This window comes from Klenkia taihuensis (assembly GCF_900112525.1).
Classification (GTDB): Bacteria; Actinomycetota; Actinomycetes; order Mycobacteriales; family Geodermatophilaceae; genus Klenkia; species Klenkia taihuensis.
On record NZ_FOMD01000002.1, the window covers coordinates 536,939 to 558,637 of the forward strand.

18 protein-coding genes are annotated in these 21,699 nt (G+C 75.1%); 11 read left to right on the forward strand and 7 right to left on the reverse strand.

Annotation, left to right across the window (positions count from 1 at the left end; all coding sequences use genetic code 11):
* Window positions 1-12: 12 nt before the first annotated feature.
* Window positions 13-384: a helix-turn-helix domain-containing protein gene (locus BM158_RS10550; protein WP_207506378.1), complete on the forward strand. Its 372-nt coding sequence runs from the start codon at window positions 13-15 to the stop codon at window positions 382-384.
* Window positions 385-401: 17 nt separating this feature from the next.
* Here the strand turns inward: BM158_RS10550 and BM158_RS10555 are convergent, their stop codons facing one another.
* Window positions 402-2,201 carry an ABC-F family ATP-binding cassette domain-containing protein gene (locus BM158_RS10555; RefSeq protein ID WP_091557689.1) on the reverse strand — a complete coding sequence of 600 codons (1,800 nt, stop codon included), beginning with the start codon at window positions 2,199-2,201 and terminating at the stop codon, window positions 402-404.
* 110 nt (window positions 2,202-2,311) lie between these two features.
* Here BM158_RS10555 and BM158_RS10560 point away from each other — a divergent pair, with 110 nt between their 5' ends.
* The 4 genes from BM158_RS10560 (at window position 2,312) to BM158_RS10575 (ending at window position 6,030) form a co-directional block, all read left to right on the forward strand.
* Window positions 2,312-3,751: a prealbumin-like fold domain-containing protein gene (locus BM158_RS10560; RefSeq protein ID WP_091557691.1), complete on the forward strand. Its 1,440-nt coding sequence runs from the start codon at window positions 2,312-2,314 to the stop codon at window positions 3,749-3,751.
* Window positions 3,748-4,455, forward strand: a complete 708-nt coding sequence (locus tag BM158_RS10565; protein ID WP_091557693.1) for a hypothetical protein — start codon at window positions 3,748-3,750, stop codon at window positions 4,453-4,455. The genes BM158_RS10560 and BM158_RS10565 overlap by 4 nt, the downstream gene beginning before the upstream one ends.
* Window positions 4,456-4,462: 7 nt before the next feature.
* Complete coding sequence (locus BM158_RS10570) at window positions 4,463-5,398, forward strand: hypothetical protein (protein ID WP_091557695.1); 936 nt, start codon at window positions 4,463-4,465, stop codon at window positions 5,396-5,398.
* Between the two features lie 140 nt (window positions 5,399-5,538).
* A complete protein-coding gene (locus BM158_RS10575; RefSeq protein ID WP_091557697.1) occupies window positions 5,539-6,030 on the forward strand; it encodes a GNAT family protein in 492 nt (163 codons plus the stop codon).
* On the opposite strand, the gene BM158_RS10580 is transcribed toward BM158_RS10575, so the two are convergent.
* From BM158_RS10580 to BM158_RS10595, 4 genes are read right to left on the reverse strand one after another with little or no spacing between them, the layout of a single operon-like run.
* Window positions 6,014-6,961, reverse strand: coding sequence for a transglutaminase family protein (locus tag BM158_RS10580; RefSeq protein ID WP_091557700.1), 948 nt, complete (start codon window positions 6,959-6,961; stop codon window positions 6,014-6,016). The two genes, BM158_RS10575 and BM158_RS10580, sit on opposite strands and share 17 nt — an antisense overlap.
* Before the next feature lie 5 nt (window positions 6,962-6,966).
* A complete protein-coding gene (locus tag BM158_RS10585; protein ID WP_091557702.1) occupies window positions 6,967-7,917 on the reverse strand; it encodes an alpha-E domain-containing protein in 951 nt (316 codons plus the stop codon).
* Window positions 7,911-9,500, reverse strand: coding sequence for a circularly permuted type 2 ATP-grasp protein (locus BM158_RS10590; RefSeq protein ID WP_091557704.1), 1,590 nt, complete (start codon window positions 9,498-9,500; stop codon window positions 7,911-7,913). The genes BM158_RS10585 and BM158_RS10590 overlap by 7 nt, the downstream gene beginning before the upstream one ends.
* Window positions 9,501-9,557: 57 nt before the next feature.
* Complete coding sequence (locus BM158_RS10595; protein WP_229827699.1) at window positions 9,558-10,595, reverse strand: LacI family DNA-binding transcriptional regulator; 1,038 nt, start codon at window positions 10,593-10,595, stop codon at window positions 9,558-9,560.
* Between the two features lie 189 nt (window positions 10,596-10,784).
* Here BM158_RS10595 and BM158_RS10600 point away from each other — a divergent pair, with 189 nt between their 5' ends.
* From BM158_RS10600 to BM158_RS10625, 6 genes are all read left to right on the forward strand, one after another.
* Window positions 10,785-12,092, forward strand: coding sequence for an extracellular solute-binding protein (locus BM158_RS10600; protein WP_091557707.1), 1,308 nt, complete (start codon window positions 10,785-10,787; stop codon window positions 12,090-12,092).
* Window positions 12,093-12,159: 67 nt separating this feature from the next.
* Window positions 12,160-13,158 (forward strand): carbohydrate ABC transporter permease, encoded by a 999-nt coding sequence (locus BM158_RS10605; RefSeq protein ID WP_091557710.1) that lies wholly within the window; start codon window positions 12,160-12,162, stop codon window positions 13,156-13,158.
* The gene (locus BM158_RS10610) at window positions 13,155-14,033 is read left to right on the forward strand and encodes a carbohydrate ABC transporter permease (RefSeq protein ID WP_091557712.1); all 879 of its coding nucleotides are present in this window, start codon (window positions 13,155-13,157) and stop codon (window positions 14,031-14,033) included. Before BM158_RS10605 ends, BM158_RS10610 begins: the two co-directional genes overlap by 4 nt.
* Before the next feature lie 2 nt (window positions 14,034-14,035).
* A complete protein-coding gene (locus BM158_RS10615) occupies window positions 14,036-15,448 on the forward strand; it encodes a GH1 family beta-glucosidase (RefSeq protein ID WP_091557715.1) in 1,413 nt (470 codons plus the stop codon).
* 42 nt (window positions 15,449-15,490) lie between these two features.
* A complete protein-coding gene (locus BM158_RS10620) occupies window positions 15,491-16,504 on the forward strand; it encodes a pirin family protein (protein WP_091557717.1) in 1,014 nt (337 codons plus the stop codon).
* A 1-nt stretch (window position 16,505) separates the two neighbouring features.
* On the forward strand, window positions 16,506-17,474 hold the full coding sequence (locus tag BM158_RS10625) for a pirin family protein (RefSeq protein ID WP_091557720.1): 969 nt from the start codon (window positions 16,506-16,508) through the stop codon (window positions 17,472-17,474).
* Between the two features lie 105 nt (window positions 17,475-17,579).
* On the opposite strand, the gene BM158_RS10630 is transcribed toward BM158_RS10625, so the two are convergent.
* Entirely contained in the window at window positions 17,580-19,619 is a 2,040-nt protein-coding gene (locus tag BM158_RS10630) for a TPM domain-containing protein (protein WP_131802017.1), read from the reverse strand.
* Between the two features lie 56 nt (window positions 19,620-19,675).
* A complete protein-coding gene (locus BM158_RS10635; protein WP_165628888.1) occupies window positions 19,676-21,676 on the reverse strand; it encodes a TPM domain-containing protein in 2,001 nt (666 codons plus the stop codon).
* Between the last annotated feature and the right edge of the window lie 23 nt (window positions 21,677-21,699).

Genomic DNA, 21,699 nt, shown 5'->3' on the forward strand with positions numbered 1-21,699 from the left:
TACAGTCTGCCCGTGGAGTCCCGGATGCGCGAGTCGACGGTGCACCCGCCGGCCTCGCTGCCGGCCCTGCCGCCGGGCCCGTGGCGGCTGTGCGGCTCCGACGGGCGCGCGGTCGACCTGCCCGCCGAGGTCGCCGAGGTGCTGGTCACGGCGCTGGACGCCTTCGCGCACGGCGCGGCGGTGACGCTCACCCCGCACGAGCGCACGCTGACCACGCAGGAGGCGGCCGACCTGCTCGGGGTGAGCAGGCCCACCGTCGTCCGGCTGCTGGAGCACGGCGCGATCCCCTACGACCAGCCGGGCAGCCACCGCCGGATCAAGCTGGCCGACGTCCTGGAGCACCAGCGCCGCTGCCACCACGAGGAGCCCGCGCCGCCCGACTGACCGCGGCAGGGTGTGCGTCAGCCCTCGGCGAGCTCGGCGGCCTCCAGCCAGGCGGTCTCGACCTGGTCCTTCTCGGCCTGCACGGCGAGCAGCTGCGCGTTGAGGTCGGCCACCTTGGCGTGGTCGGTGGCGGCGGCCAGCAGCTGGTCGTGCAGCTTCCTCTCGTCGCCGTCCAGCTTCAGCATGCGGCGCTCGAGCTTCTGGACCTCCTTGCGGGCGGCCCGGGCGTCGGCGGCGCTGACCTGCGGTGCGGCCGGGGCTCCCCCCGACGGCGACCCGGCCGCGGTGGAGAGCTGCGCCTGGCCCGCGGCGCGGCGGCGCAGGTACTCCTCGACCCCGCCCGGGAGCTGGGCCAGCGAGCCGTCGCCGAGCAGGGCGACCACGGTGTCGCAGACCCGGTCGACGAAGTACCGGTCGTGGCTGACGACCAGCACGGTGCCGGGGAACCCGTCGAGCAGGTCCTCCAGCGCGGTGAGGGTGTCGATGTCCAGGTCGTTGGTCGGCTCGTCGAGGACCAGCACGTTGGGCTCGGCCATGAGCAGCCGCAGCAGCTGCAGCCGGCGCCGCTCGCCGCCGGAGAGGTCGCCGACCGGCGTCCACTGCCGGTTGGCGGCGAACCCGAACCGCTCGGCCAGCGTCGAGGCGGAGACCTCCTGGTTGCCCAGCCGGGCGATCCGGGAGACCTCCTGCACGGCCTCGAGCACGCGCGCCTTCGGCGGCAGCTCGGTGACGTGCTGGGACAGGTAGGCCACCGACACCGTCTGGCCCACCTTGACCGTGCCGGCGTCGGGCTCGTTCTCGCCCACCAGCAGCTTGAGCAGCGAGGTCTTGCCGGCGCCGTTGACGCCGACCACGCCGATCCGGTCACCGGGACCGACGTTCCAGTCCAGGTGGCTGAACAGGGTGCGCGGACCGTCGTCCGTGGGGACGGCGTAGGACACGTCCTCCAGCTCGTAGACGGTCTTGCCCAGCCGGCGCGCGGCGAAGTTGGCCAGCTGCATCGAGTCGCGGGCCGGCGGCTCGTCGGCGATGAGCGCCTGCGCGGCCTCGATGCGGAACTTCGGCTTGCTGGTGCGGGCCGGCGGGCCCCGGCGCAGCCAGGCCAGCTCCTTGCGGACCAGGTTGAGCCGCCGCTCCTCGGTGACGTTGGCGATCCGGGCGCGCTCGGCGCGGGCCAGCGTGTAGGCGGCGTACCCGCCCTCGTAGGCGTGCACCGAGCCGTCGGCGACCTCCCACGTGGTGGTGCAGACCTCGTCGAGGAACCAGCGGTCGTGGGTGACGACCAGCAGGCCACCGGCGCGGGCCTTGACGTACTCGGCCAGCCAGGCGACGCCCTCGACGTCGAGGTGGTTGGTGGGCTCGTCGAGGACCAGCAGGTCCAGCGGCCGGACCAGCTGCGCGGCCAGCGCGACCCGGCGCCGCTCGCCACCCGACATCGGGGCGACCGGGGCGTCCAGGCCGAGCCGGTCGAGCTCCAGGCCGGTGAGCACCGACCGGACGGCGGCGTCGGCGGCCCACTCGTGCTCGGCGCCGAAGCCGGACAGGACGACGTCGTGCACCGTCGCGCCCGGCGGGAGGGTGCCGCTCTGGTCCAGCACGCCCAGCGCGGTGCCGCCGCGCATGGTCACCCGGCCCTCGTCGGGCGGCTCCGCGCCGGTGATCACCGACAGCAGGGTGGACTTGCCGCCGCCGTTGCGGCCGACGACCCCGATCCGCTCCCCCGCGGCGATGCCCAGGGAGACGTCGTCGAGCAGGACCGTGGTGCCGTGGGCCTTGGAGACGCGTTCCAGGGAGACCAGGTTGAGCGGAGATGTCATGAGGCCCCCGAGTGTTCCAGGCCGGGTCGGCCGACCGTCGGCGGAGGGCTGTCCGTGCCGTGACCAGCAGATCGGTACCGACCCGGTGGTGCACTGCCGATAGCCGCGCCGTGACCTCGCGCCTGCTCGCCCGCCGCCCCCTCCAGCTGGGCGGCCTGGTCCTCGCCGCCACCACCCTCGGGGTCGCCGCCGCGCCCGCCGCACTGGCCGAGGAGACCCCGGCGCCGCAGACCGAGCCGTCGGCCACGACCTCGGCCCCGGCGCCGGAGCTGCTGACGCCGCCGGACCAGACGGACACCGGGGCGACGACCAACACCACCAGCACGGGGACGACGGCGGACGCGGGCTCGAGCACGAGCAGCAGCTCGGCCTCCACCTCGTCGGGGTCGCCGGCGACCTCCTCATCCGCCGAGCAGCCGACGGCGTCGACCACCACGCCGACGGGAGCGCACTTCGGGACCGGGAAGCTCGCCCTCGACCTGGTCACCGACGACCTGCCCGACGGGGAGGACCTCGACGCGACCGGTGCCCGTCTGCACCTGCAGTTCAGCCAGGTCGAGGGCGCCCCCTCGACCGCCGGGGGCACCTGCACGATCGACTACGACTCCTTCGCCGGCTGCACCTTCGACGCCGACAGCACCGTGCCCCTGAGGAACGGCTTCCCCCACCTGCCGGACAACTCCGTCTTCACCCTGACCCTGGTCAGCCCGCCCACCTCGGGCCAGCTGCTCGACGCGCCGACGACCCCCCTGCAGGGCTACAGCACCACGGGCCCCTCCGCCCAGATCTACCCGACGGTCTTCGTGGGCCTGCCCGTCGAGCACGGCTACCGCACCCTCGGGGTGGCACTGACCGGCGATGCACCCCTGGCCGGCGCCGGCTTCGAGCTGTGCCCCGCGGTGGACCGCGCCTGCGACCCCGACGCCGACCCCCTCACCGCGACCACGGACGCCTCGGGCCTGGCCACCTTCCCGGGTGCCCACCTGCCCGGTGACTACCTGGTGGTGCAGACCAGCGGGCCGGCCGGCTCGGCCTCCCCCTCGGTCGCGCCCCGCGCCTTCGCGGTCCCGGCGGCGACCTCGGTCGGTACCCGGGACACCGCGTTCCGGCTGACGGTGGCCGGGCCGACCACGACCCCGCCCACCACCGCCCCCCGCACCACCGGGGCGGCCACCGCCGCGGCCCCCACGGTGGCCGCCGGTCGTCAGCAGACGATCACCGCCGGCGGGTTCACGCCCGGTGAGACCGTGCGGGGCACGCTGTACTCGACCCCCGTCGACCTCGGCACCGCGGTGGCCGACGCCCAGGGCGTCGCCACGTTCACCTTCACCCTGCCGGCCGGGTTCGAGCCCGGCACCCACACCGTCACCGCGGTGGGTCTGACCAGCGGCGCGACCAGCAGCGTCACCTTCACCGTGACCGCCGCCGGTACGCCCGCACTGGCGCACACCGGCGTCGAGGTCGCCCCGCTGCTCGGCCTGGGCGCCCTGGCCCTGAGCGGCGGCGCGGTGCTCACCGTCGCCGGCACGCGGCGGCGGCGCACCGCGTGAGCTCCCCGGTCGGGACGGCGGTCTGGTACGCCCGGCACGCCGTCCCGGCGGGCGGGGTCGTGCTGGTGTCCGTCGCCGGCCCCGGCTTCCCCGACGGCACCGTCGTCGACCTGCCCGGCCCGCCGGCCCACCCGGCGGGCTGGCTGGCGCAGGCCCACGTGCGCGACGCCGGCCACGTGCCGGTGACGGTGCAGGTCTCGCCCGAGCTCGCCGCGGGCTCCCCGCACCTGTGGTTCGTGCTCGGTCCCGCCGGGGACGGGGAGGCCGTCGACCTGGTCGCGTTCTCCACCGCCGCGCTGGCCGACGGCCGGGTGGTGGGCGTGGACACCCTGGCCACCGCGGGCGTGACCTGGGCCGACCAGGTCGCCGCGGTGCGCTGGTCGCCGTCCACCGGCCTGGTGTCGCAGGTGTACGTCTCCCCGCGGGCCCGGCGACGGCGGATCGGCACCCGCGTCGTGGTGACGGCCGACGCCGTCCGGTCGGCGCTCGGGTGGGCACCCCTGGTCAGCGACGGCCGGGTGACCGACCTGGGTGACGCCTGGTTGTCCGCGCAGTCGCCGGCGTGGCGGGCCCGGGTGCCCGCGGGCGGCGAGCGGCAGCCGCCGATGACGCCCGCGGACGAGGCCGTCGGCGTCCCGGCCCGCCAGCTCGTCCCCGACCCGCCCCGTCCCGGCGGTCACGACCCGACCGGGGCCCGCCGATAGGCCGGGCGTGACCTCCCGCGCGCGCCTGTCCCGCCGTCCGCTCCAGGTCGGCGGGCTGCTGCTCGCCACCGTCGCGCTGGGCACGGTGACCGCACCGGCCGCCTCGGCGATGGTCGACCCGACGGCCCCGGCCGACCAGACCCCGGAGCAGGCCCCGGCCCTCGCTCCCGTGGTGCTGACCAACTCCCCCGCCTCCTACCTGGGCACGCCGGAGGAGCCGGTCGACTTCGGCATGGGCAAGCTGCAGATCTCGGTCGCCCCCGACCCTGACGTGGACGCCCCGGAGGAGGAGGACATGTCGGGCGCGGTCGTCGAGGTCGCCTTCCCGGACGACACCGACGAGACCGGCACCCCCTCCAGCGTCTCCTGCACCACCGACCAGGCCGGGGACTGCGCCTTCCCCGAGGGCAGCGACTACGTCGACCCCGACACCGGCCTGCTCCGCGTCTGGCCGGGCCAGACGTTCACGATCACCCAGGTGCAGGCGCCCTCCTCGGGCTTGTTCGACCTGCCGGCCGGGGACGACGCCGTCGTGCACGGGGTCGGCACCTGGCAGCCCGTCGAGTTCCCGGGCGAGCTGGTCCCCGTCGTCGACGCCCCGGGCACGACCATGGATTTCGCGCCGTCGGTGACGCCGGCCGGCGACGGCATGGACCGGGACGGCGTCACCGGCTCGATCGTGTTTTACGACCCGCTCGAGCAGCTGTCCGGCGGCCAGCCCGGTGACCCCTCGGTGGCGCCGGGTGCGCCCGCGCCCGACCCGGTCGCGGAGGCCGCGCCGGTCATCCCCGTGGTGCCGTCCGCGGCGACCCCCGCCGCCACCGCCGCGCCGACCCTGGCCACCACCGGGTTCGACGCCGTGCCGGCCGCGCTGGTCGGTGGCGGGCTGCTGGTCGCCGGCGCCGGCGCGGTCGTCGCCGGGCGCCGTCGGGCCGCCCGCTGACCTCCCTCTGGTACGCCCGGCACGCCGTCGGCGCCGGGCACGTCCTGGTCGGCACCGCGTCCGACGCCTTCCCCGACGGCGCCGTCGTCGACCTCCCCGGCCCGCCGGCGCGCCCGGCGGGGTGGCAGGTCGAGGCGCACGTGCCGCAGCCGGGGCGGGCGCCGTCCCGGGTGCTGGTCTCCCCCGACGTCGCCCCGCGGGCCCCGCACCTGTGGTGCGTGCTGCGCGCGGCCGGGCCGGACGCCCCGGGCGGGGACGTCGACCTGGTCGCCTTCTCCACCGCGCACCTGGACGACGGCGCCGTGGTGGGCGAGGACGTGCTGCCGCGGCTGGACGTCGGGTGGGCCAACCAGGTCGGCGCGGTCCGCTGGACGGCGGCCACCGGCGTCGTCGGTCAGGTGTTCGTGGCCCCGCAGCACCGCCGGCTGAGGGTGGCCGCGAAGCTGCTGATGGCGGCCGCGGGCGTGCGGGTGGCCTTCGGCTGGGCGTCGCTGCGCAGCGACGGCCGGCTCACCGACCTCGGCGACAGCTGGCTGACAGCGGCGCCGGACTGGTGGCGGCACCGGGTGCCGGAGCGGACGGCCCACCTTCCCCCGATGGACCGCCCGCCCGAGGTCACGCCAGGCGGGTGACCTCGACGACGACCGAGTGCCCCTCGCTGCGCGGGCCGGAGAAGATGCCCTTGAGCGGCGGCACGTCCTTGTAGTCGCGGCCGCGACCCAGCGTGACGTGCCGGGTGGCGACGTCGACGACGTTGGTCGGGTCGTAGCCGGTCCAGGAGCCGTCCCACCACTCCACCCACGCGTGGCTCTCGCCCTTGACCGGCTCGCCGATGGCCGCGCCGGGGCGCGGGTGCAGGTAGCCCGAGACGTAGCGCGCGGGGATGCCGAGGGCGCGCAGCAGCCCGACCGACACGTGCGCCATGTCCTGGCAGACCCCGCGCCCGGAGGTCCAGGCCTGCATCGCGGTGGTCTTCACGTGCGTGGACCCGGACAGGTACTGCATGTGGTCGTGCACGAACCGGCACACCCGCAGGCCCGCCTCGCGGGGGTCGGCGTCGCCGACCGCGTCGCGCACCGCCCGGACGACGGGGGCGTCCATGGCGGTGAGCCGGGTGGGGGCCAGCATCTCGCCGAACCGGTCGAGGACGTCGGGCGTGGCCAGCTCGGCCCAGTCGACGACGGGGGCCTGCTCGGGCTCCGGGCCGGCCTCGACCACCGAGGTGGCCACGAGGGAGAGCTCGCGGTGCGGGCCGTGCAGGTCGAAGGCGGTGACCGTCGAGCCCCAGTAGTCGCGGTAGGCCTGCATGGTCGCGGCCGGCTCGACCTCGACGCGGGAGCGCAGGGTGGTCTGCCGGGTCGAGTTCTCCGGCGTCATCCGGGCCTCGTTGTAGGAGCTGCGCACCGGCCCGGCGTAGGCGAACTTCGTGCGGTGCACGATCTGCAGCCGCCACCGCTCCACCCCGGGCGGGGCCGAGGGCGGGGGCGCGGTCTGCGGCACCGCCGCCCGCGGCAGCGGCCCGGTGACCGGCTCGGGCACCCGCTGGGACTGGGACTGGGTCATCCCGCTCACCCCACGGCTTCCGGCACCCACACCTGGGGTGCCTGCTCGGTGAAGAACCTGCTGGTCACGGCCTCGCTGGCGGCCGAGCAGGTGCGCTGCAGCTCGTCGAGCCGGGTGGGCAGCTGGGCCAGGATCTCCTCGGTGCCCATGAACTCCAGCATCGTGCGGGCCCGGCCGACGATCCGGTGCGCCTCGCCGGCCACGCCGATCCGGTGGCCGTCGCGGACGTTGGAGCGCTCGAGCTCGGCCAGGCAGCCCTCGGCCTGCTCGAGCGCGGCGAACACCGACCGCGGGAAGAGCCGGTCCAGCAGCAGGAACTCCGCGGCCCGGCTGGAGTTCACCGCGCCGCGGTAGGTGCGCAGGTAGGGCTCGTAGGCGCCGGTCGAGCGCAGCACCAGCGTCCAGGACGGCGCGGCGTCGCCGGCCAGCACCCGCGTGGACAGCATCCGGCTGGTCATGTCGACGCGCTCCAGCGAGCGGCCCAGGATGAGGAACAGCCAGCTCTCGTCCCGGCTCATCGTGGCGTCGGCCAGGCCGAACACCATCGCCGAGCGCTCGCGGACGAACCGGAACAGCGAGTGCGGGCCGTACCGGCGGGCCATCGTGCGCTGCTGCGGCAGGGCGTTGTGGGTGACGTTGAGCGACTCCCAGATCTCCGCCGACAGCACCTCGCGGGCCCCGCGGGCGTTCTCCCGGGCGGCGCTGAGCGCCCCGACGATGGAGCTGGGCGCGATCCGGTCGAAGGCGAGGGTGGCCAGCACCCGCTCGGTGTCGGCCTCGGCCGGCTCGCACGGGATGCCCATGAGGGACAGCAGGTTGTGGCAGGCCCGCCGCTCGTCGATCCAGGGGTCCTCGACCAGCCGCTGGGTGTGCACGTCGAGGATCCGGGCGGTGTCGTCGGCGCGCTCCACGTAGCGGCCGATCCAGAACAGCGACTCGGCGATCCGGCTCAGCACGGCTGCACCCCCTGCTGCTGTTGCTGCTGCTGGCCCTGGCCCACCGCGTTGTCGTTGGCCGGGCCCGGGTCCTGCGCGGGCGGCTCGGCCGGGAGGTCGGCGGTGGTGAACTCGATCTGCGTGCGGTCCGGCGGGGGTGCGTCGGCCGGGCGGGGACCGGAGATCACCCAGGTGTCCTTGGACCCGCCGCCCTGGCTGGAGTTGACCACCAGCTCGCCCTCCGGCAGCGCCACCCGGGTCAGCCCGCCGGGCAGCACCCACACGTCCTTGCCGTCGTTGACCGCGAAGGGCCGCAGGTCGACGTGCCGCGGGGCGATCCGGCCGTTGATCAGCGTGGGGGACGTCGACAACCCGATCGGCTTTTGCGCGATCCAGTCGCGGGGGCTCTCGCGCACCTTGAGCGCCAGCCCCTCGAGGGTCTGCTCGTCGGCGCGCGGGCCGATGACGATGCCCTTGCCGCCGGACCCGTCGACCGGCTTGAGCACCAGCGAGGAGAGGTTCTCCAGCACCCACTCGGTGGCGTCGCGGTCGTCGAGCCGGTAGGTGTCGGCGTTGGCCAGCACCGGCTCCTCGCCCAGGTAGTAGCGGATGAGGTCGGGCACCCAGGTGTAGATCAGCTTGTCGTCGGCGACGCCGTTGCCCACGGCGTTGGCGATCGTCACCCGGCCGGCCCGGGCGGCGTTGAGCACGCCCGCGCAGCCGATGACCGAGTCGGAGCGGAAGTGCACCGGGTCCAGGAACTCGTCGTCGATGCGGCGGTAGATGACGTCGACCCGCTGCTGGCCGTCCGTCGTCCGCATGCTGACCTGCCCGCCCGAGCAGACGAGGTCGCGGCCCTCGACCAGCTCGACGCCCATCTGGCGGGCGAGCAGGGCGTGCTCGAAGTAGGCGGAGTTGTAGACGCCGGGGGTGAGGACGACGACCACCGGGTCGCTGACCGACGCCGGGGCGGCGGCCTTGAGCGCCGCGAGCAGCTTGGACGGGTAGTCCGCGACCGGCTGGATGCGGTGGTCGCCGAACAGCTCCGGCAGCACCTGGCTCATCGCCGCCCGGTTGGTGATCACGTAGCTGACCCCGGACGGCGAGCGCAGGTTGTCCTCGAGCACCCGGAAGTCGCCGGCCTCGTCGCGGACCAGGTCGATGCCCGACACGTGGACCCGCACGCCGTTGGGCGGCACCAGGCCGTGCGCTGCGCGGTGGAAGTGCGCACTGGTGGTGATCACGCTGCGCGGCACGACGCGGTCGGCGAACACCTGGCCGGCGCCGTAGACGTCGGCGAGGAAGGCCTCCAGCGCGTGCACCCGCTGGGCCACGCCGCGCTCGACGTGGGCCCACTCGTCGGCACCGATGATGCGCGGGACGATGTCCAGCGGGAAGGGCTGCTCCTCGCCGGCGTGGGCGAAGGTCACCCCGGCGTCGCGGTAGGTCTGGCTCAGCACGTCGGCGCGCGCGGCCAGCTCCTCGCCCGACATCGGTTGCAGCGAGCCGAACAGCCCGGCGTACGGCGGCCGCGGCTGGGCCGGTGCGCCGAACATCTCGTCCCACTGCTCCCCGAGGGGGTAGCCGTCGAAGAGGTCCGCCATGGCGGTGAACCTAGTTCCGGGCGGTGAACGGCGCGTTTCGACGCGCGCGGGACCGGATCACGCCGATCCCCGGACCACCAGGCGGGTGGGGCAGGTGCGGGTCTCGGCCGGCGCGGCCACGCCCTCGATCTGCCGGCGCAGCAGCTCGACCAGCTCGCCGGTCATCAGGTCCAGCGGCTGCGCGACGGTGGTCAGCGGGGGGTCGCAGGTGCGGGCGACCTCGGCGTCGTCGAAGCCCACGACCGCGACGTCCTCGGGGACCCGGCGCCCGGCGGCCCGCAGCGCGCGCAGGGCGCCGACGGCCATCGGGTCGGAGGCGACGAAGACGGCGTCCAGGTCGGGGGCCTGGTCCAGCAACCGGGCCATCGCGGCCTCGCCGCCTGCCTCGGTGAAGTCGCCGTGCGCGACCAGTGCGGGGTCCACCGCCCGGCCGGCGTCCGCGGTGGCGCGCTGCCAGCCGGTGTACCGGTCGACCCCGGCGATCATGTCGGTCGGGCCGGTCACCGTGGCCACCCGGCGCCGGCCCAGGCCGACCAGGTGCTCGGTCGCGACCCGGGCGCCGCCGACGTTGTCGGCGTCGACGTAGGCCACCGACCGCCCGTCGTAGGGCCGCCCGCACAGCACCAGCGGGACGCCGGCGCCGCTGAGCACGTCGGGCAGCAGGTCCTCGCTGTGCAGCGACATGAGGACGACGCCGTCGACGTGGCCCTGCCGCGCGAAGCGGGCGATCTTCTGCTGCTCGCGGGCGTCCCGGGCGGTGAGCAGCACCAGGGTGAGCTCGGTGTCGACCAGGGCGGCGGACACCCCGTGCACGATGCTGGCGAAGAACGGGTCGCTGAAGACCTGGGTGTTGGGCTCGCTGAGCACCAGGGCCACCGTGTCGGTCCGCCGGGTGACCAGGCTGCGGGCCATCCGGTTGGGCACGTAGCGCAGCTGCGCGATGGCCGCCTGGACCGCCTCGCGGGCCTCCGGGCTGACCTTCGGCGACTCGTTGACCACCCGCGAGACCGTCGCCCGCGACACCCCGGCGAGCACGGCCACCTCGTCGAGGGTGGGCGTGCCCGGCCGGGCGCCGCTGGTCAGCTCGGTGGTCACGGGGGCCATCGTGCGGCATCCGGGCCCTCGACGGAAGGGGTCCGTGGAAGCGCTCCCACGAATTTCGCCCAGGTCCTTGACAGGCTCCTGTGACCCCCGCCACGCTTCCGTCCGAAACCCGTGAGAGCGTTCTCACGGGCCCCGTCGGCGGGCACCGGTGCACGACCCGACGGCTACCTGGGAGGTCCGATGACGGTACGACGACGGGCGCGCGCAGCTGCCGGAGCAACGCTCGCCCTGGCCCTGCTCACCACCGGCTGCGGAGGCTCGGACGGGGGCGACGACGGTGACCAGATCACCCTGACCCTCGGCCTGTACGGCACCTTCGGCTACGAGGAGGCCGGCCTCTACGAGGAGTACATGGACCTGCACCCCGAGATCCGGATCGAGCAGTCGGTCGTGGCGCAGTCCGGCCCCTACTACCAGGCCCTCCAGACCCGGCTGGCCGCCGGGTCGGGCATGGCCGACATCCAGGGCATCGAGATCGGCTTCGTCTCCGACGTCGCGGCCAACCACGCCGACGCCTTCGTCGACTTCGCCGCGGAGGACAACGCCGAGGAGCTGGAGAGCTCGTACTACGACTGGAAGTGGGACCAGGCCAGCACCGACGACGGCCGCGTCATCGGCCTCGGCACGGACGCCGGCCCGCAGGCCATGTGCTACCGGCAGGACCTCTTCGCGCAGGCCGGGCTGCCCACCGACCCGGCTGCGGTCAGCGCCCTGTGGCCGACCTGGGACGACTACCTGGCCACCGGCCAGCAGTACCTCGCCTCGCCCACCCGGCAGGAGGGCAGCGCCTTCGTCGACAGCCCGAACTCGGTCTTCGCCCCCGCCGTCCGGCAGGGCGACACCACCTACGCCGACGAGGACGGCAACCCCGTCGTCGAGGACAGCGACGGCGTCCAGTCCGCCTGGGGGCTGGCCAGCCAGGCCGCCGGCGACGGGCTGACCGCCCGCCTGGCCCAGTTCAGCGACGAGTGGAACGCCGCCTTCGCCAACGGCGCGTTCGCCACCATCGCCTGCCCGTCCTGGATGCTCAGCTACATCACCTCGCAGCTGGGCGACGAGGGCGCCGGGCTGTGGAACATCGCCACCCTGCCCGGGCAGTCGGAGTCGGGCAGCACCTGGGGCGGTTCGTGGCTCGGCGTGCCCAGCAGCGGGGAGCACGTCGAGGAGGCCACGGCGCTGGCCGAGTGGCTGACCGCCCCGGAGCAGCAGGTGCGCATGTTCACCGAGCAGGGCTTCTTCCCCTCCAGCTCGGTGGCCGCCGAGAGCCCCGAGGTCGCCGACGCGGTGAGCGAGTACTTCAGCGACGCCCCGATCGGCCAGGTGTTCGGCGAGGCGGCGGCCGCCGTCCGGCGCACCCCGATCAGCCCGTACGACACCCAGATCCAGGACGCCTTCTCCGCGGCCCTGACCACGGTGGCCGACGGCAGCCGGGACCCCGACCAGGCCTACGCCGACGCGCTGGCCGCGATCGAGCAGATCACCGGCTGACCGGCACGGCGCCCCGGGTCCCCCGCCCGGGGCGCCGTCCCCCGTCCACCCCCGCCCAGGAGAGCCCGTGACCCTCGCCGACGACAGCCCGCGGACCGTGACCGCGCCGGCCGTCCCCGTCCCGCCCGACCCGACCCCGCCCCCCGTCCCGCGCCGCCGCGGCCCGTCGCTGTCGCGCAACCGGTGGGGCTACGCCTACGTCGCGCCGTTCTTCGTCGTCTTCGGCGCCTTCAGCCTCTTCCCGTTCCTGTTCACCGCGTGGGTCTCGCTGCACGACGCGCGGCTCTCGGACATCGGCGGCGGCACCTTCGTGGGCCTGGACAACTACGCCGCGCTGCTGACCAACGACTTCTTCTGGAACGCGCTGCGGAACACCATCACCATCGGGGTCCTCTCCACGGTCCCCCAGCTGTGCCTGGCCCTGGGCCTGGCGCACCTGCTGCACTACAAGCTGCGCGGCCGCACCTTCTTCCGCACGCTCATGCTGGTCCCCTACGCCACGAGCATCGCCGCGGCGACCCTGGTGTTCGCCACCCTGTTCGGACGCGACTACGGGATCATCAACACCGCGCTGGAGGCCGTCGGCCTGGACCGCATCGACTGGGAGTCGGGCACCTTGTCCAGCCAGGTCGCCATCGCCGTCATCGTCACCTGGCGGTGGACCGGCTACAACGCGCTGATCTACCTGGCCGCGATGCAGTCCATCCCCGGCGAGCTGTACGAGGCCGCCGAGATGGACGGCGCGAGCAAGTGGCGGCAGTTCCTGCACGTCACGATCCCGTCGCTGCGGCCCACGATCCTGTTCACCGTCGTGGTCTCCACCATCGGCGCGGTGCAGCTGTTCGGCGAGCCGCTGCTGTTCGGCGGCAACGGGGCGACCACCGGCGGGGCCCGCAACCAGTACCAGACGCTGGGCCTGCTGATGTACCAGCAGGGCTGGACCAACTTCAACATCGGCCAGGCCGCCACCACGGCGTGGGCGATGTTCCTGATCATCCTGGCCGTCGTCGGCTCCGCCGCCCTGGTCGGCCGGTACCGCGCGCGCCGCGAGGGAGCCCGCCGATGACCGCCGTCCTCACCCCGCCGACCCCCGCGCGGACCAGCGGCCGACGGCCGGGCACGAAGGCCGGGCGGGCCGGGCCGGTCGCCTACACCCTGCTGGTGCTGGCCGGGTTGCTGTCGGTCTTCCCGCTGTACTGGAGCCTGGTCGCCGGGTCGCACACCAACGCCGAGATCGCGGCCACCCCGCCGCCGTTCCTGCCGAACGCGACGTTCTTCGAGAACGTGTCGGCGGCGATGGACCAGGCCCCGCTCGGGCTGGCCATCGTGAACTCGGTGGTCGTGGCCGGCTCGATCACCGTCGGCACCGTGCTGTTCTGCACGCTGGCCGGGTTCGCCTTCGCCAAGCTGCGCTTCCGGGGCAGCGGCGGTCTGCTGGCCCTGGTGGTCGGCACGATGATGGTGCCCACCCAGCTGGCGGTGATCCCGCTGTTCATGATGATCGCCGAGCTGAAGTGGGTGGACTCGCTGCAGGCGGTCGTCCTGCCCACGCTGGTCAGCGCCTTCGGCGTGTTCTTCATGCGCCAGTACCTGGTCACCGCGCTGCCCGACGAGCTGCTGGAGGCCGGCCGGGTCGACGGCGCCTCGACCCACCGGATCTTCTTCTCCATCGTGGTGCCGGTGGCCCGCCCGGCGATGGCGGTGCTGGCGATGCTGACCTTCCTCACCGCCTGGAACGAGTTCTTCTGGCCGATCATCGCGCTCACCGCGGCCAACCCGACCGTGCAGGTCGCCATCGCCAACCTCGGCTCGGGCTACGTGCCCCAGCGCGCGGTGATCATGGCCGGCACCCTGCTCGGCACCCTCCCCGTCCTGCTCGTCTTCGCCCTCCTGGGCAAGCAGATCGTCGGCGGCATCATGGCCGGCGCCGTGAAAGGTTGATCATGACCACCCTGCAGACCACCACCGCTCCCTCCCCCCGGGCCACCGGCCTCCGGTTCCCGCCCGGTTTCACCTTCGGCGCGGCCACCGCGGCCTACCAGATCGAGGGCGCCGTCACCGCCGACGGCCGCGGCCCCTCCATCTGGGACACCTTCAGCCACACCCCCGGCACGACCTACCAGGGCCACACCGGCGACGTGGCCGCCGAGCACCACGCCCGCTACCGCGAGGACGTCGCGCTGATGGCCGAGCTGGGGCTGTCGGCCTACCGGTTCTCCACGTCGTGGTCGCGGGTGCTGCCCGAGGGCGCCGGCCGGGTCGAGCAGCGCGGGGTGGACTTCTACTCCCGGCTGGTCGACGAGCTGCTCGGCGCCGGCGTCGAGCCCTGGCTGACGCTCTACCACTGGGACCTGCCGCAGGCGCTCCAGGACCGCGGCGGGTGGACCGACCGGGACACCGCCCACCGGTTCGCCGACTACGCGCAGGTGCTGCACGGCGCGCTCGGGGACCGGGTCACGCACTGGTCGACGCTCAACGAGCCGATGTGCAGCGCACTGCTGGGCCACATGTCCGGCCAGCACGCCCCGGGGGTCCGCGACGCCGTCGCCGCCTCGCGGGCCACCCACCACCTGCTGCTCGCGCACGGCCTGGGCACCCGGGCGCTGCGCGAGCAGGGGGCGACCTCGCTGGGGCTGACGCTGAACTTCACGCCGATGGCGCCGGCCACCGACTCCCCCGCCGACGTCGACGCCGCCCGGCGCTGCGACGGCCAGCAGAACCGGATGTTCGTGACCCCGGTGGTCACCGGCGCCTACCCGGAGGACGTGGTCGCCGACCTCGCCGCCGCCGGCGCCCCGCTGCCGGTGCAGGACGGCGACCTGGAGGTCATCGCCGCGCCGCTGGACTGGCTGGGCGTGAACTACTACTTCAGCTCCGTCGTCCGCGACACCGGCGCCCCGACGGGGAAGCACTCCTCCTTCATCGGCGCCGAGCAGGTCGACGAGCTCGAGCCCGAGGGCCCGACCACCACGATGGGCTGGGGCATCGACGCCCCCGCGTTCACCTCGCTGCTGGGCTGGCTGGGGTCGCTGGCGCCGGACCTGCCGCTGGTGGTGACCGAGAACGGGTCGGCCTGGCCCGACGAGGTCGGGTCCGACGGCCGGGTGCACGACCCGGAGCGGGTGGCCTACCTGCTGGACCACCTGGCCGCGGTCGCCGACGCGGTCGAGGCCGGGGTCGACGTCCGGGGGTACTTCGCCTGGTCGCTGCTGGACAACTACGAGTGGGCACGGGGGTACGCGCAGCGCTTCGGCATCGTGCACGTGGACTACCCGACCCAGGTGCGGACGCCGAAGGACAGTGCCCTGGTCTACGCCGACGTGCTGCGGGAACACCGGACGGCGTCGATGCCTTAGGGTGGCCGACAGGTAGTTGAGCACTCAACTCAGGAGGTCGGGATGCCCGCCGTCACCGTCGAGGACACCACCACGCTGGCCCGGGTCCCGGTGCCCGCACCGCGGACCGTGCGCCGCCGCGTCCGCTCGGTCACCACCGCGCCGCGCGGCTTCGAGGGCGAGGGCTTCCCGGTCCGCCGGGCCTTCGCCGGGGTCGACCTGCGCGACCTCGACCCGTTCATCCACATGGACCAGATGGGCGAGGTCGAGTACGCGCCGGGCGAGCCGAAGGGCACCTCGTGGCACCCGCACCGGGGCTTCGAGACCGTCACCTACATCATCGACGGCACCTTCGAGCACGCCGACAGCCACGGCGGCGGCGGGTCGATCACCAACGGCGACACGCAGTGGATGACCGCCGGCGGGGGCGTGCTGCACATCGAGCGGCCGCCGGAGTCGCTGGTGGTCAGCGGCGGGCTGTTCCACGGCCTGCAGCTGTGGGTCAACCTGCCGAAGGCGCAGAAGTGGGTCGAGCCCCGCTACCAGGACCTGCGCGCCGACCAGGCCGTGCTGCTGGCCAGCCCGGACGCCGGTGCGTTCCTGCGGGTGATCGCCGGCGACGTCGGCGGGCACGCCGGGCCGGGGACCACCTACACCCCGATGGCGATGGTGCACGCGACCATCGCGCCGGGGGCCACCCTCGACCTGCCGTGGGACCCGTCGTTCAACGCGCTGGTCTACGTGCTGAGCGGCAACGGCAAGGTCGGCATCGACGACCACCCGGTGACCGGCGGGCAGCTCGCCGTCTTCGGCCCCGGCGACACGGTCACCGTCAAGGGTGCCGAGCACCAGGACAGCCGGACCCCCTCGCTCGAGGTGGTCATCCTGGGCGGGCGGCCGATCCGCGAGCCGATCGCGATGTACGGGCCGTTCGTGATGAACACCCGGCAGGAGGTCATGGACGCCTTCACCGACTTCCAGGCCGGCCGGCTGGGCAGCATCCCGGCCGCGCACGTCCCGCACACGGGGGTGCGCGACACGGTCGACGTCGGCTCTGCCGCCGGGCAGGATTCCTGACGTGAGCGACCTCGAGCCCCGGCCCTCCCCGCACCTGCTGGGCGGGCTGGGGCCCGTGGCGCCGCGCCCGGTCCTGGACCTGCTGCCCGGCAAGACGGTCACCCTCGGCGAGCGGATGCAGGTCCGGCGGCTGCTGCCGACCCTGGGCCGCCGGATGGTGGGCCCGTGGGCCTTCGTCGACCACTACGGCCCCGACGACGTCGCCGGCACCGACGGCATGCAGGTGATCCCGCACCCGCACACCGGGCTGCAGACGGTGTCCTGGCTGATCGAGGGCCGGGTGCACCACAAGGACTCCCTCGGCAGCGACGTCTCCTTCGGGCCGGGCGAGCTGGCGCTGATGACGGCCGGGCACGGCATCAGCCACTCCGAGCAGTCCCCGGTCCCCCACCCCCGGCTGCTGCAGGGCGCGCAGCTGTGGGTGGCGCTGCCCGACGCCTCCCGCGACACCGCGCCGGCCTTCGAGCACCACGCCGCGCTGCCGGGCTTCTCCTCCGACGGCCTCACGGCGACCGTGCTCATGGGGTCCCTCGGCGGGGCCACCTCGCCCGGCACCGCCTGGTCGCCCATGGTCGGCGTCGACCTGGCGCTGGAGGCCGGCGCCGACGTCGAGGTGCCGCTGGAGCCCGGCTTCGAGCACGCCGTGCTCGCCTCGTCGGGGTCCTCGGTGGTCGAGGGCGCCCCCGTCGAGCACGGCTCGATGCTCTACCTCGGCACCGGACGGCGGACGCTGCGCGTCTCGGCCTCGGCGCCCTCGCGGTTGCTGCTGCTGGGCGGGGAGCCGTTCGAGGAGCAGATCGTCATGTGGTGGAACTTCGTCGGCCGGGAGGGCGACGAGGTGGCCGGGTTCCGCGAGCAGTGGGAGGCCGGCGAGCGGTTCGGCCACGTCGAGGGCTTCGAGGACGGCGAGCGCACCCCCGCACCGCCGATGCCCCCGGTGCCGCTCAAGCCCCGCGGGCGGGAGCGCTAGTCGCGTTCCCCCACCCCGCCGGGCGTCACGTGACGGCTGGGACCCGTTCGCCACCGGTTGTGGGTCCCGACCGTCAGGTGACGCCGGGGTCGGGGTGGCCTCCAGTCAGAAGCTGCCGCCACCGCCGAAGTCGCCGCCGCCGAAGTCCCCGCCCCCGCCGAAGTCGCCGTCGCCGCCGCCGTAGCCGCCGCCGTAGCCACCGCCCAGGCCGCCGAAAAGGATGTTGCCCAGCGCCGCGCCGGCGATGCCGCCGATCATGGCCTCGCCCACGCTGCCGCCGCGCCTGCCGTAACCGGCTCCCCGCCGGGTGCTCGGGCCCCAACCGCCGTACTGGTCGTAGCCCGACCCCTGCTGGAACTCGTGCACGTCCCGCTGCGCCTGCGACATGGCCTCCTGCGCCATCCGCTGGGCCTGCTGGGCCTCGCGCAGCGCGGAGACCGGGTCCTTGGCGGCGGCCAGCCGGTTGGCCTCGTCCAGGTGCCGGTCGGCCTCGGCCAGGCGGGTGCGGGCCTGCGCGCGCACCGCGCCGCGCCGGGTTGCGATGAAGTCGCTGGTGGCGTCGACGGTGCCGGCCGCCGCGCTCAGGGCCTGGCTGAGGTGGGCCAGTGCGCGCTCCTGCTGCTGCCGGGCGTCGCGGGCCGGCTCCAGCGCGGCTTCCAGCGCCTGGTCGGCGTCGTCGAGGGCACGGGTGGCCGCGACCGGGTCGGGCAGCTCGCCGTCCGGGGTGGGTCGCTGCGCCGCGGTGAGCGCGGCCTCGGCACGGGCCAGCTGCTCCCGCAGGCCGGGGGTGTCCACGCCGCGCTCCAGCAGGGCCCTGGCCTCGGCGATGTCCCGCTCGGTCTCCTCGCGCACCGCGGTGAACCGCTCGGGTGCGGCCTGCAGGTCGGCGACCAGCTTGTCGACGGCGGCGAGCAGGCGGCGGGCCTGGGCCAGCGCCTCCTCGGCCGCGCGGACGGCGGGCACCGCGCCCGCCTGCCGCCCGGCGGCGAGCTCCTCGCGGCCGTGCGCGACCGCGCGGCGGGCCAGCTCGACCCGCTCCCCGGCCTCGCGACCGTTCTCGGCGACCGCGGCCCAGGTCGAGCGGGCGTAGCGGCCGGAGAGGTCGGCGAGGGTCTGCTCGGCGGGCGCGATGCGGCCGGCCACCTGGTCGATCTCGGGCTCGATGCGCTGCAGCGCGGCGGGGGCGTCGTCCTCCAGGCGCCGCAGCTCGCGGTGCGCCGACGCCTGCTGCTGCAGCCGGGCCCGGGCCGACCCGGTGAGGGCCAGCAGCTCGGCGAGCATCCGGCGCTGGGTGGGCTCGTCCTCCGGGATCTCGTCGTCGAGCTCCTGCCGGATCTGGAAGGCCTGGGCCAGCTCGTCGCGGGACTCCTGCAGCGCCGCGGCCGACGCCGTCACCGAGTCCGGGCCGTACTGGGCGCGGGCGTAGTCGACGTCGATGGCGCTGGTCTTCACCGCCTCGTCCAGCGACAGCAGCTCGCCGCTGGCGCGGTAGTGCAGGTCCTGGGTGGACGTGCCGTGGAACGGGTCGCGGGCGGCCTCCTCGGCTGCGGCGATCTCGGCGGCCCGGGCGCGGGATGCCTCCAGCACCTTCTTCCTCCGCCGGTTGCGGACCAGCGCGTAGCCGCCGGCGCCGAGGACGGCGACCCCGACCAGCCCGCCGAAGGCGTACGTGCCGGCATCGCTGGGCTGCAGCTCCTGCGCCAGGGTGGTCGCAGCGCCGGCCCAGTCCTGGTCGGACAGGTACGGCTCAACGTCGCTGGACACGATCGCCTGCAGGTCGGCTTCCGTGGTGTTCCCCCCGGCGTTGCCGGCCAGGGAGTAGTTGCGATCGTCCACCGCGACGGCGAACAGGACGTCGTCACCGCCCATGCCTCGCAGCTGGTAGGCCTCTTCGGCCCAGTCCTCCGCCCGGGCCCCGTCGAAGGTGTCGACGAAGACCACGTAGAGCTGGGTGCCGTCCTCGCTGCGCAGCTGCTGGAGCGCGTCGGTGACCGTGCTCTCCTGGCTGCTGGTCAGCGCGTCGGCGTTGTCCACCAGCTGCGAGGTCGGGGCGAACGGCTCGTCGGCCAGCGCCGGGCCGGCGCCGGTGAGGGCGACGACGAGTCCGAGGGCGGAACCAGCCAGCAGGCGGAGCGGGGGGCGCATGCCCCCATCGTCCCCGTCCGCGGTCCCCGTCGCCGCAGCGCCTGTGGACGCCGGGGTCAGAAGCGGCCGCCGCGGCTGCGCCGTCCGCCCGACCGGCTGCCGCTGGACCGCCGGCCCGACGACGACCGGGACGAGGACCGCGACGACGAGGACCGGGACCTGCTGGAGGACCGGTAGGACCGGCCGCCGCCCCACGACCCGCCCGAGCTCCACCCGCCGCCGGACCCGCCCCACCCGGAGTCGCGGTCGCGGGCCTGCGCGGCTCGGCGGGCGGCGTCCAGGTCGGCCTGCAGCTGCTGCCGGGCCGCGTCCGCCGAGCTGCGCGCTCCGACGGCGGCGGCCAGTGCGGCCACCGGGTCGGCGCCGGCGGCGCCCTCGGCGGTGACCAGCTGCCGCTCGGCGTCGGCCAGCCGGGTGCGGGCCGAGCTGCCGACCCCGCCGCCGCCCAGCGAGAGCCGACCGCGGACGTCGCCCACCGCCGCGCGGGCCGAGGCCAGCGCGGCCGGCAGCTGCTCGGTCGCCTTCGCGGTGCGCTCGCGGGCCTGGTCCACCGCGAGCAGGGCGGCGTCGAGCACGGTGTCGGCCTCGGTCAACCGGGCCACCGCGGTCAACGGGTCGCGCGGCGTCGTGCGGAAGGCCTGCTCCGCGGCGGTGCGGGCGGCCCCGGCGGAGGCGAGCACCCCGGCGGCGTCGCCACCACCGGCGGCGGCCAGCTCGGCGGGCGGCACGGTCTGCAGCCGGGCCAGCTCGGCGTCGACCTCAGCCAGCAGCCGGGGCGCCTCGGTGTCGGCCGCGGCCAGCTGCTGCTCGTGCCGGCCGACGCCGTCGAGGAGGGTCTGCGCCGCGGTGATCGCGGCCTCGCAGGCGTGCACCGGACCGACCGCCCGGCCACCGGTGCCGGCCGCCACCGCCTGCTGCCCGGCGGCCAGGGCGGCCTCGGCGGAGGCGACGGCCTGCTCGGCCCGGGGCACCACGTCCGCCACCTCGGCCGTCGACGACGGTGCGTAGCGCTGCTGCAGGCCGGCCACCCGGGCGGCCTCGCCGGGGAGCCGCCCGCGCAGCGCGGTCACCCGGCCGGCGAGCCCGGCCAGCACCTGGGGAGCGGTGTTCTCCAGGTCGCGCAGGGCCGCGAACTCGGCGGCCGCGGCGTCCAGGCGGGTGTCGGCGGCGTGCAGCAGCTCGAGCTGCTCGGCCAGCTTCTCCCGCACCGCCCGGTCCTCCACCGGGGTGTCCGGCGTCTCGACCAGGTCGAGCTCCTGCTGGATGGCGAAGGCGCGGTCCAGCTCGCCCCGCGCCGTGGCCAGGGTGGTGGCGTGCTCGGCCACGGGCTGCTCGCCGAACTGCAACCGGCCGTAGTCGAGGTCGAGCTGGCTGGCCCGCACCGCCTCGTCGACCTCGAGCAGGCCGCTGCCGACCCGGTTGCGCAGCTGCTCGGTGCTCTCGTCGGGGAACGGGCCGTTGCGGCGGATGGTCTCGGCCTCCTCGGCGGCCCGGCGCCTGCGGCGGACCAGCGCGTACCCGCCACCGCCGACCGCGCCGGCGGCGACCACCCCGCCGGCGACCCACCAGCCGGTGCGGTCCGGGCGCAGCTCGTCGGTCAGCGCCTGCACGCCGCCGACCCAGTCCTGCTCGCGGATGCGGTCCTCGACGGCAGCGGAGAGGTCGGCGAACTGCGCGTCGTCGACCAGCTCGTAGGACGCCGACACCGAGTAGGAGCGGTCCTGGACGGCGACGGCCAGCAGCACGTCGTCGTCCCCGAGGTCCGACAGCCGCGCGGTCTCCTCGGTCCAGTCCTCCGAGGGGGTGCCGTCGAAGGAGTCGACGAAGGCCACGAAGACCTGGACGCCCTGGTCGTCGCGCAGCCCGTCGATGGCCTGCTGGACGGCCGACCGGTCGGCGTCCGAGAGGACCCCGGCGTCGTCGGTCACCTCGGTGGCCAGCCGCGACGGGGCCTGCGCCGCGGCCGGCCCGGCCAGCAGCACCGGCCCCACCACGAGCCCGAGGGCGACCACCAGGCGGGTCAGCAGGACCGGTAGCACGGCGCGGCGTCGTGGCATGGCCGCCATCCTGTCGCAGCCGG

Excerpts from the sequence above, each read along its gene's own strand:
- BM158_RS10600 (WP_091557707.1), top strand. The coding sequence starts at position 10,785 with ATGACGGTACGACGACGGGCGCGCGCAGCTGCCGGAGCAACGCTCGCC.
- BM158_RS10580 (WP_091557700.1), bottom strand. The coding sequence starts at position 6,961 with ATGACCCAGTCCCAGTCCCAGCGGGTGCCCGAGCCGGTCACCGGGCCG.
- BM158_RS10615 (WP_091557715.1), top strand. The coding sequence starts at position 14,036 with ATGACCACCCTGCAGACCACCACCGCTCCCTCCCCCCGGGCCACCGGC.
- BM158_RS10555 (WP_091557689.1), bottom strand. The coding sequence starts at position 2,201 with ATGACATCTCCGCTCAACCTGGTCTCCCTGGAACGCGTCTCCAAGGCC.
- BM158_RS10620 (WP_091557717.1), top strand. The coding sequence starts at position 15,491 with ATGCCCGCCGTCACCGTCGAGGACACCACCACGCTGGCCCGGGTCCCG.
- BM158_RS10590 (WP_091557704.1), bottom strand. The coding sequence starts at position 9,500 with ATGGCGGACCTCTTCGACGGCTACCCCCTCGGGGAGCAGTGGGACGAG.
- BM158_RS10630 (WP_131802017.1), bottom strand. The coding sequence starts at position 19,619 with ATGCGCCCCCCGCTCCGCCTGCTGGCTGGTTCCGCCCTCGGACTCGTC.
- BM158_RS10610 (WP_091557712.1), top strand. The coding sequence starts at position 13,155 with ATGACCGCCGTCCTCACCCCGCCGACCCCCGCGCGGACCAGCGGCCGA.
- BM158_RS10635 (WP_165628888.1), bottom strand. The coding sequence starts at position 21,676 with ATGCCACGACGCCGCGCCGTGCTACCGGTCCTGCTGACCCGCCTGGTG.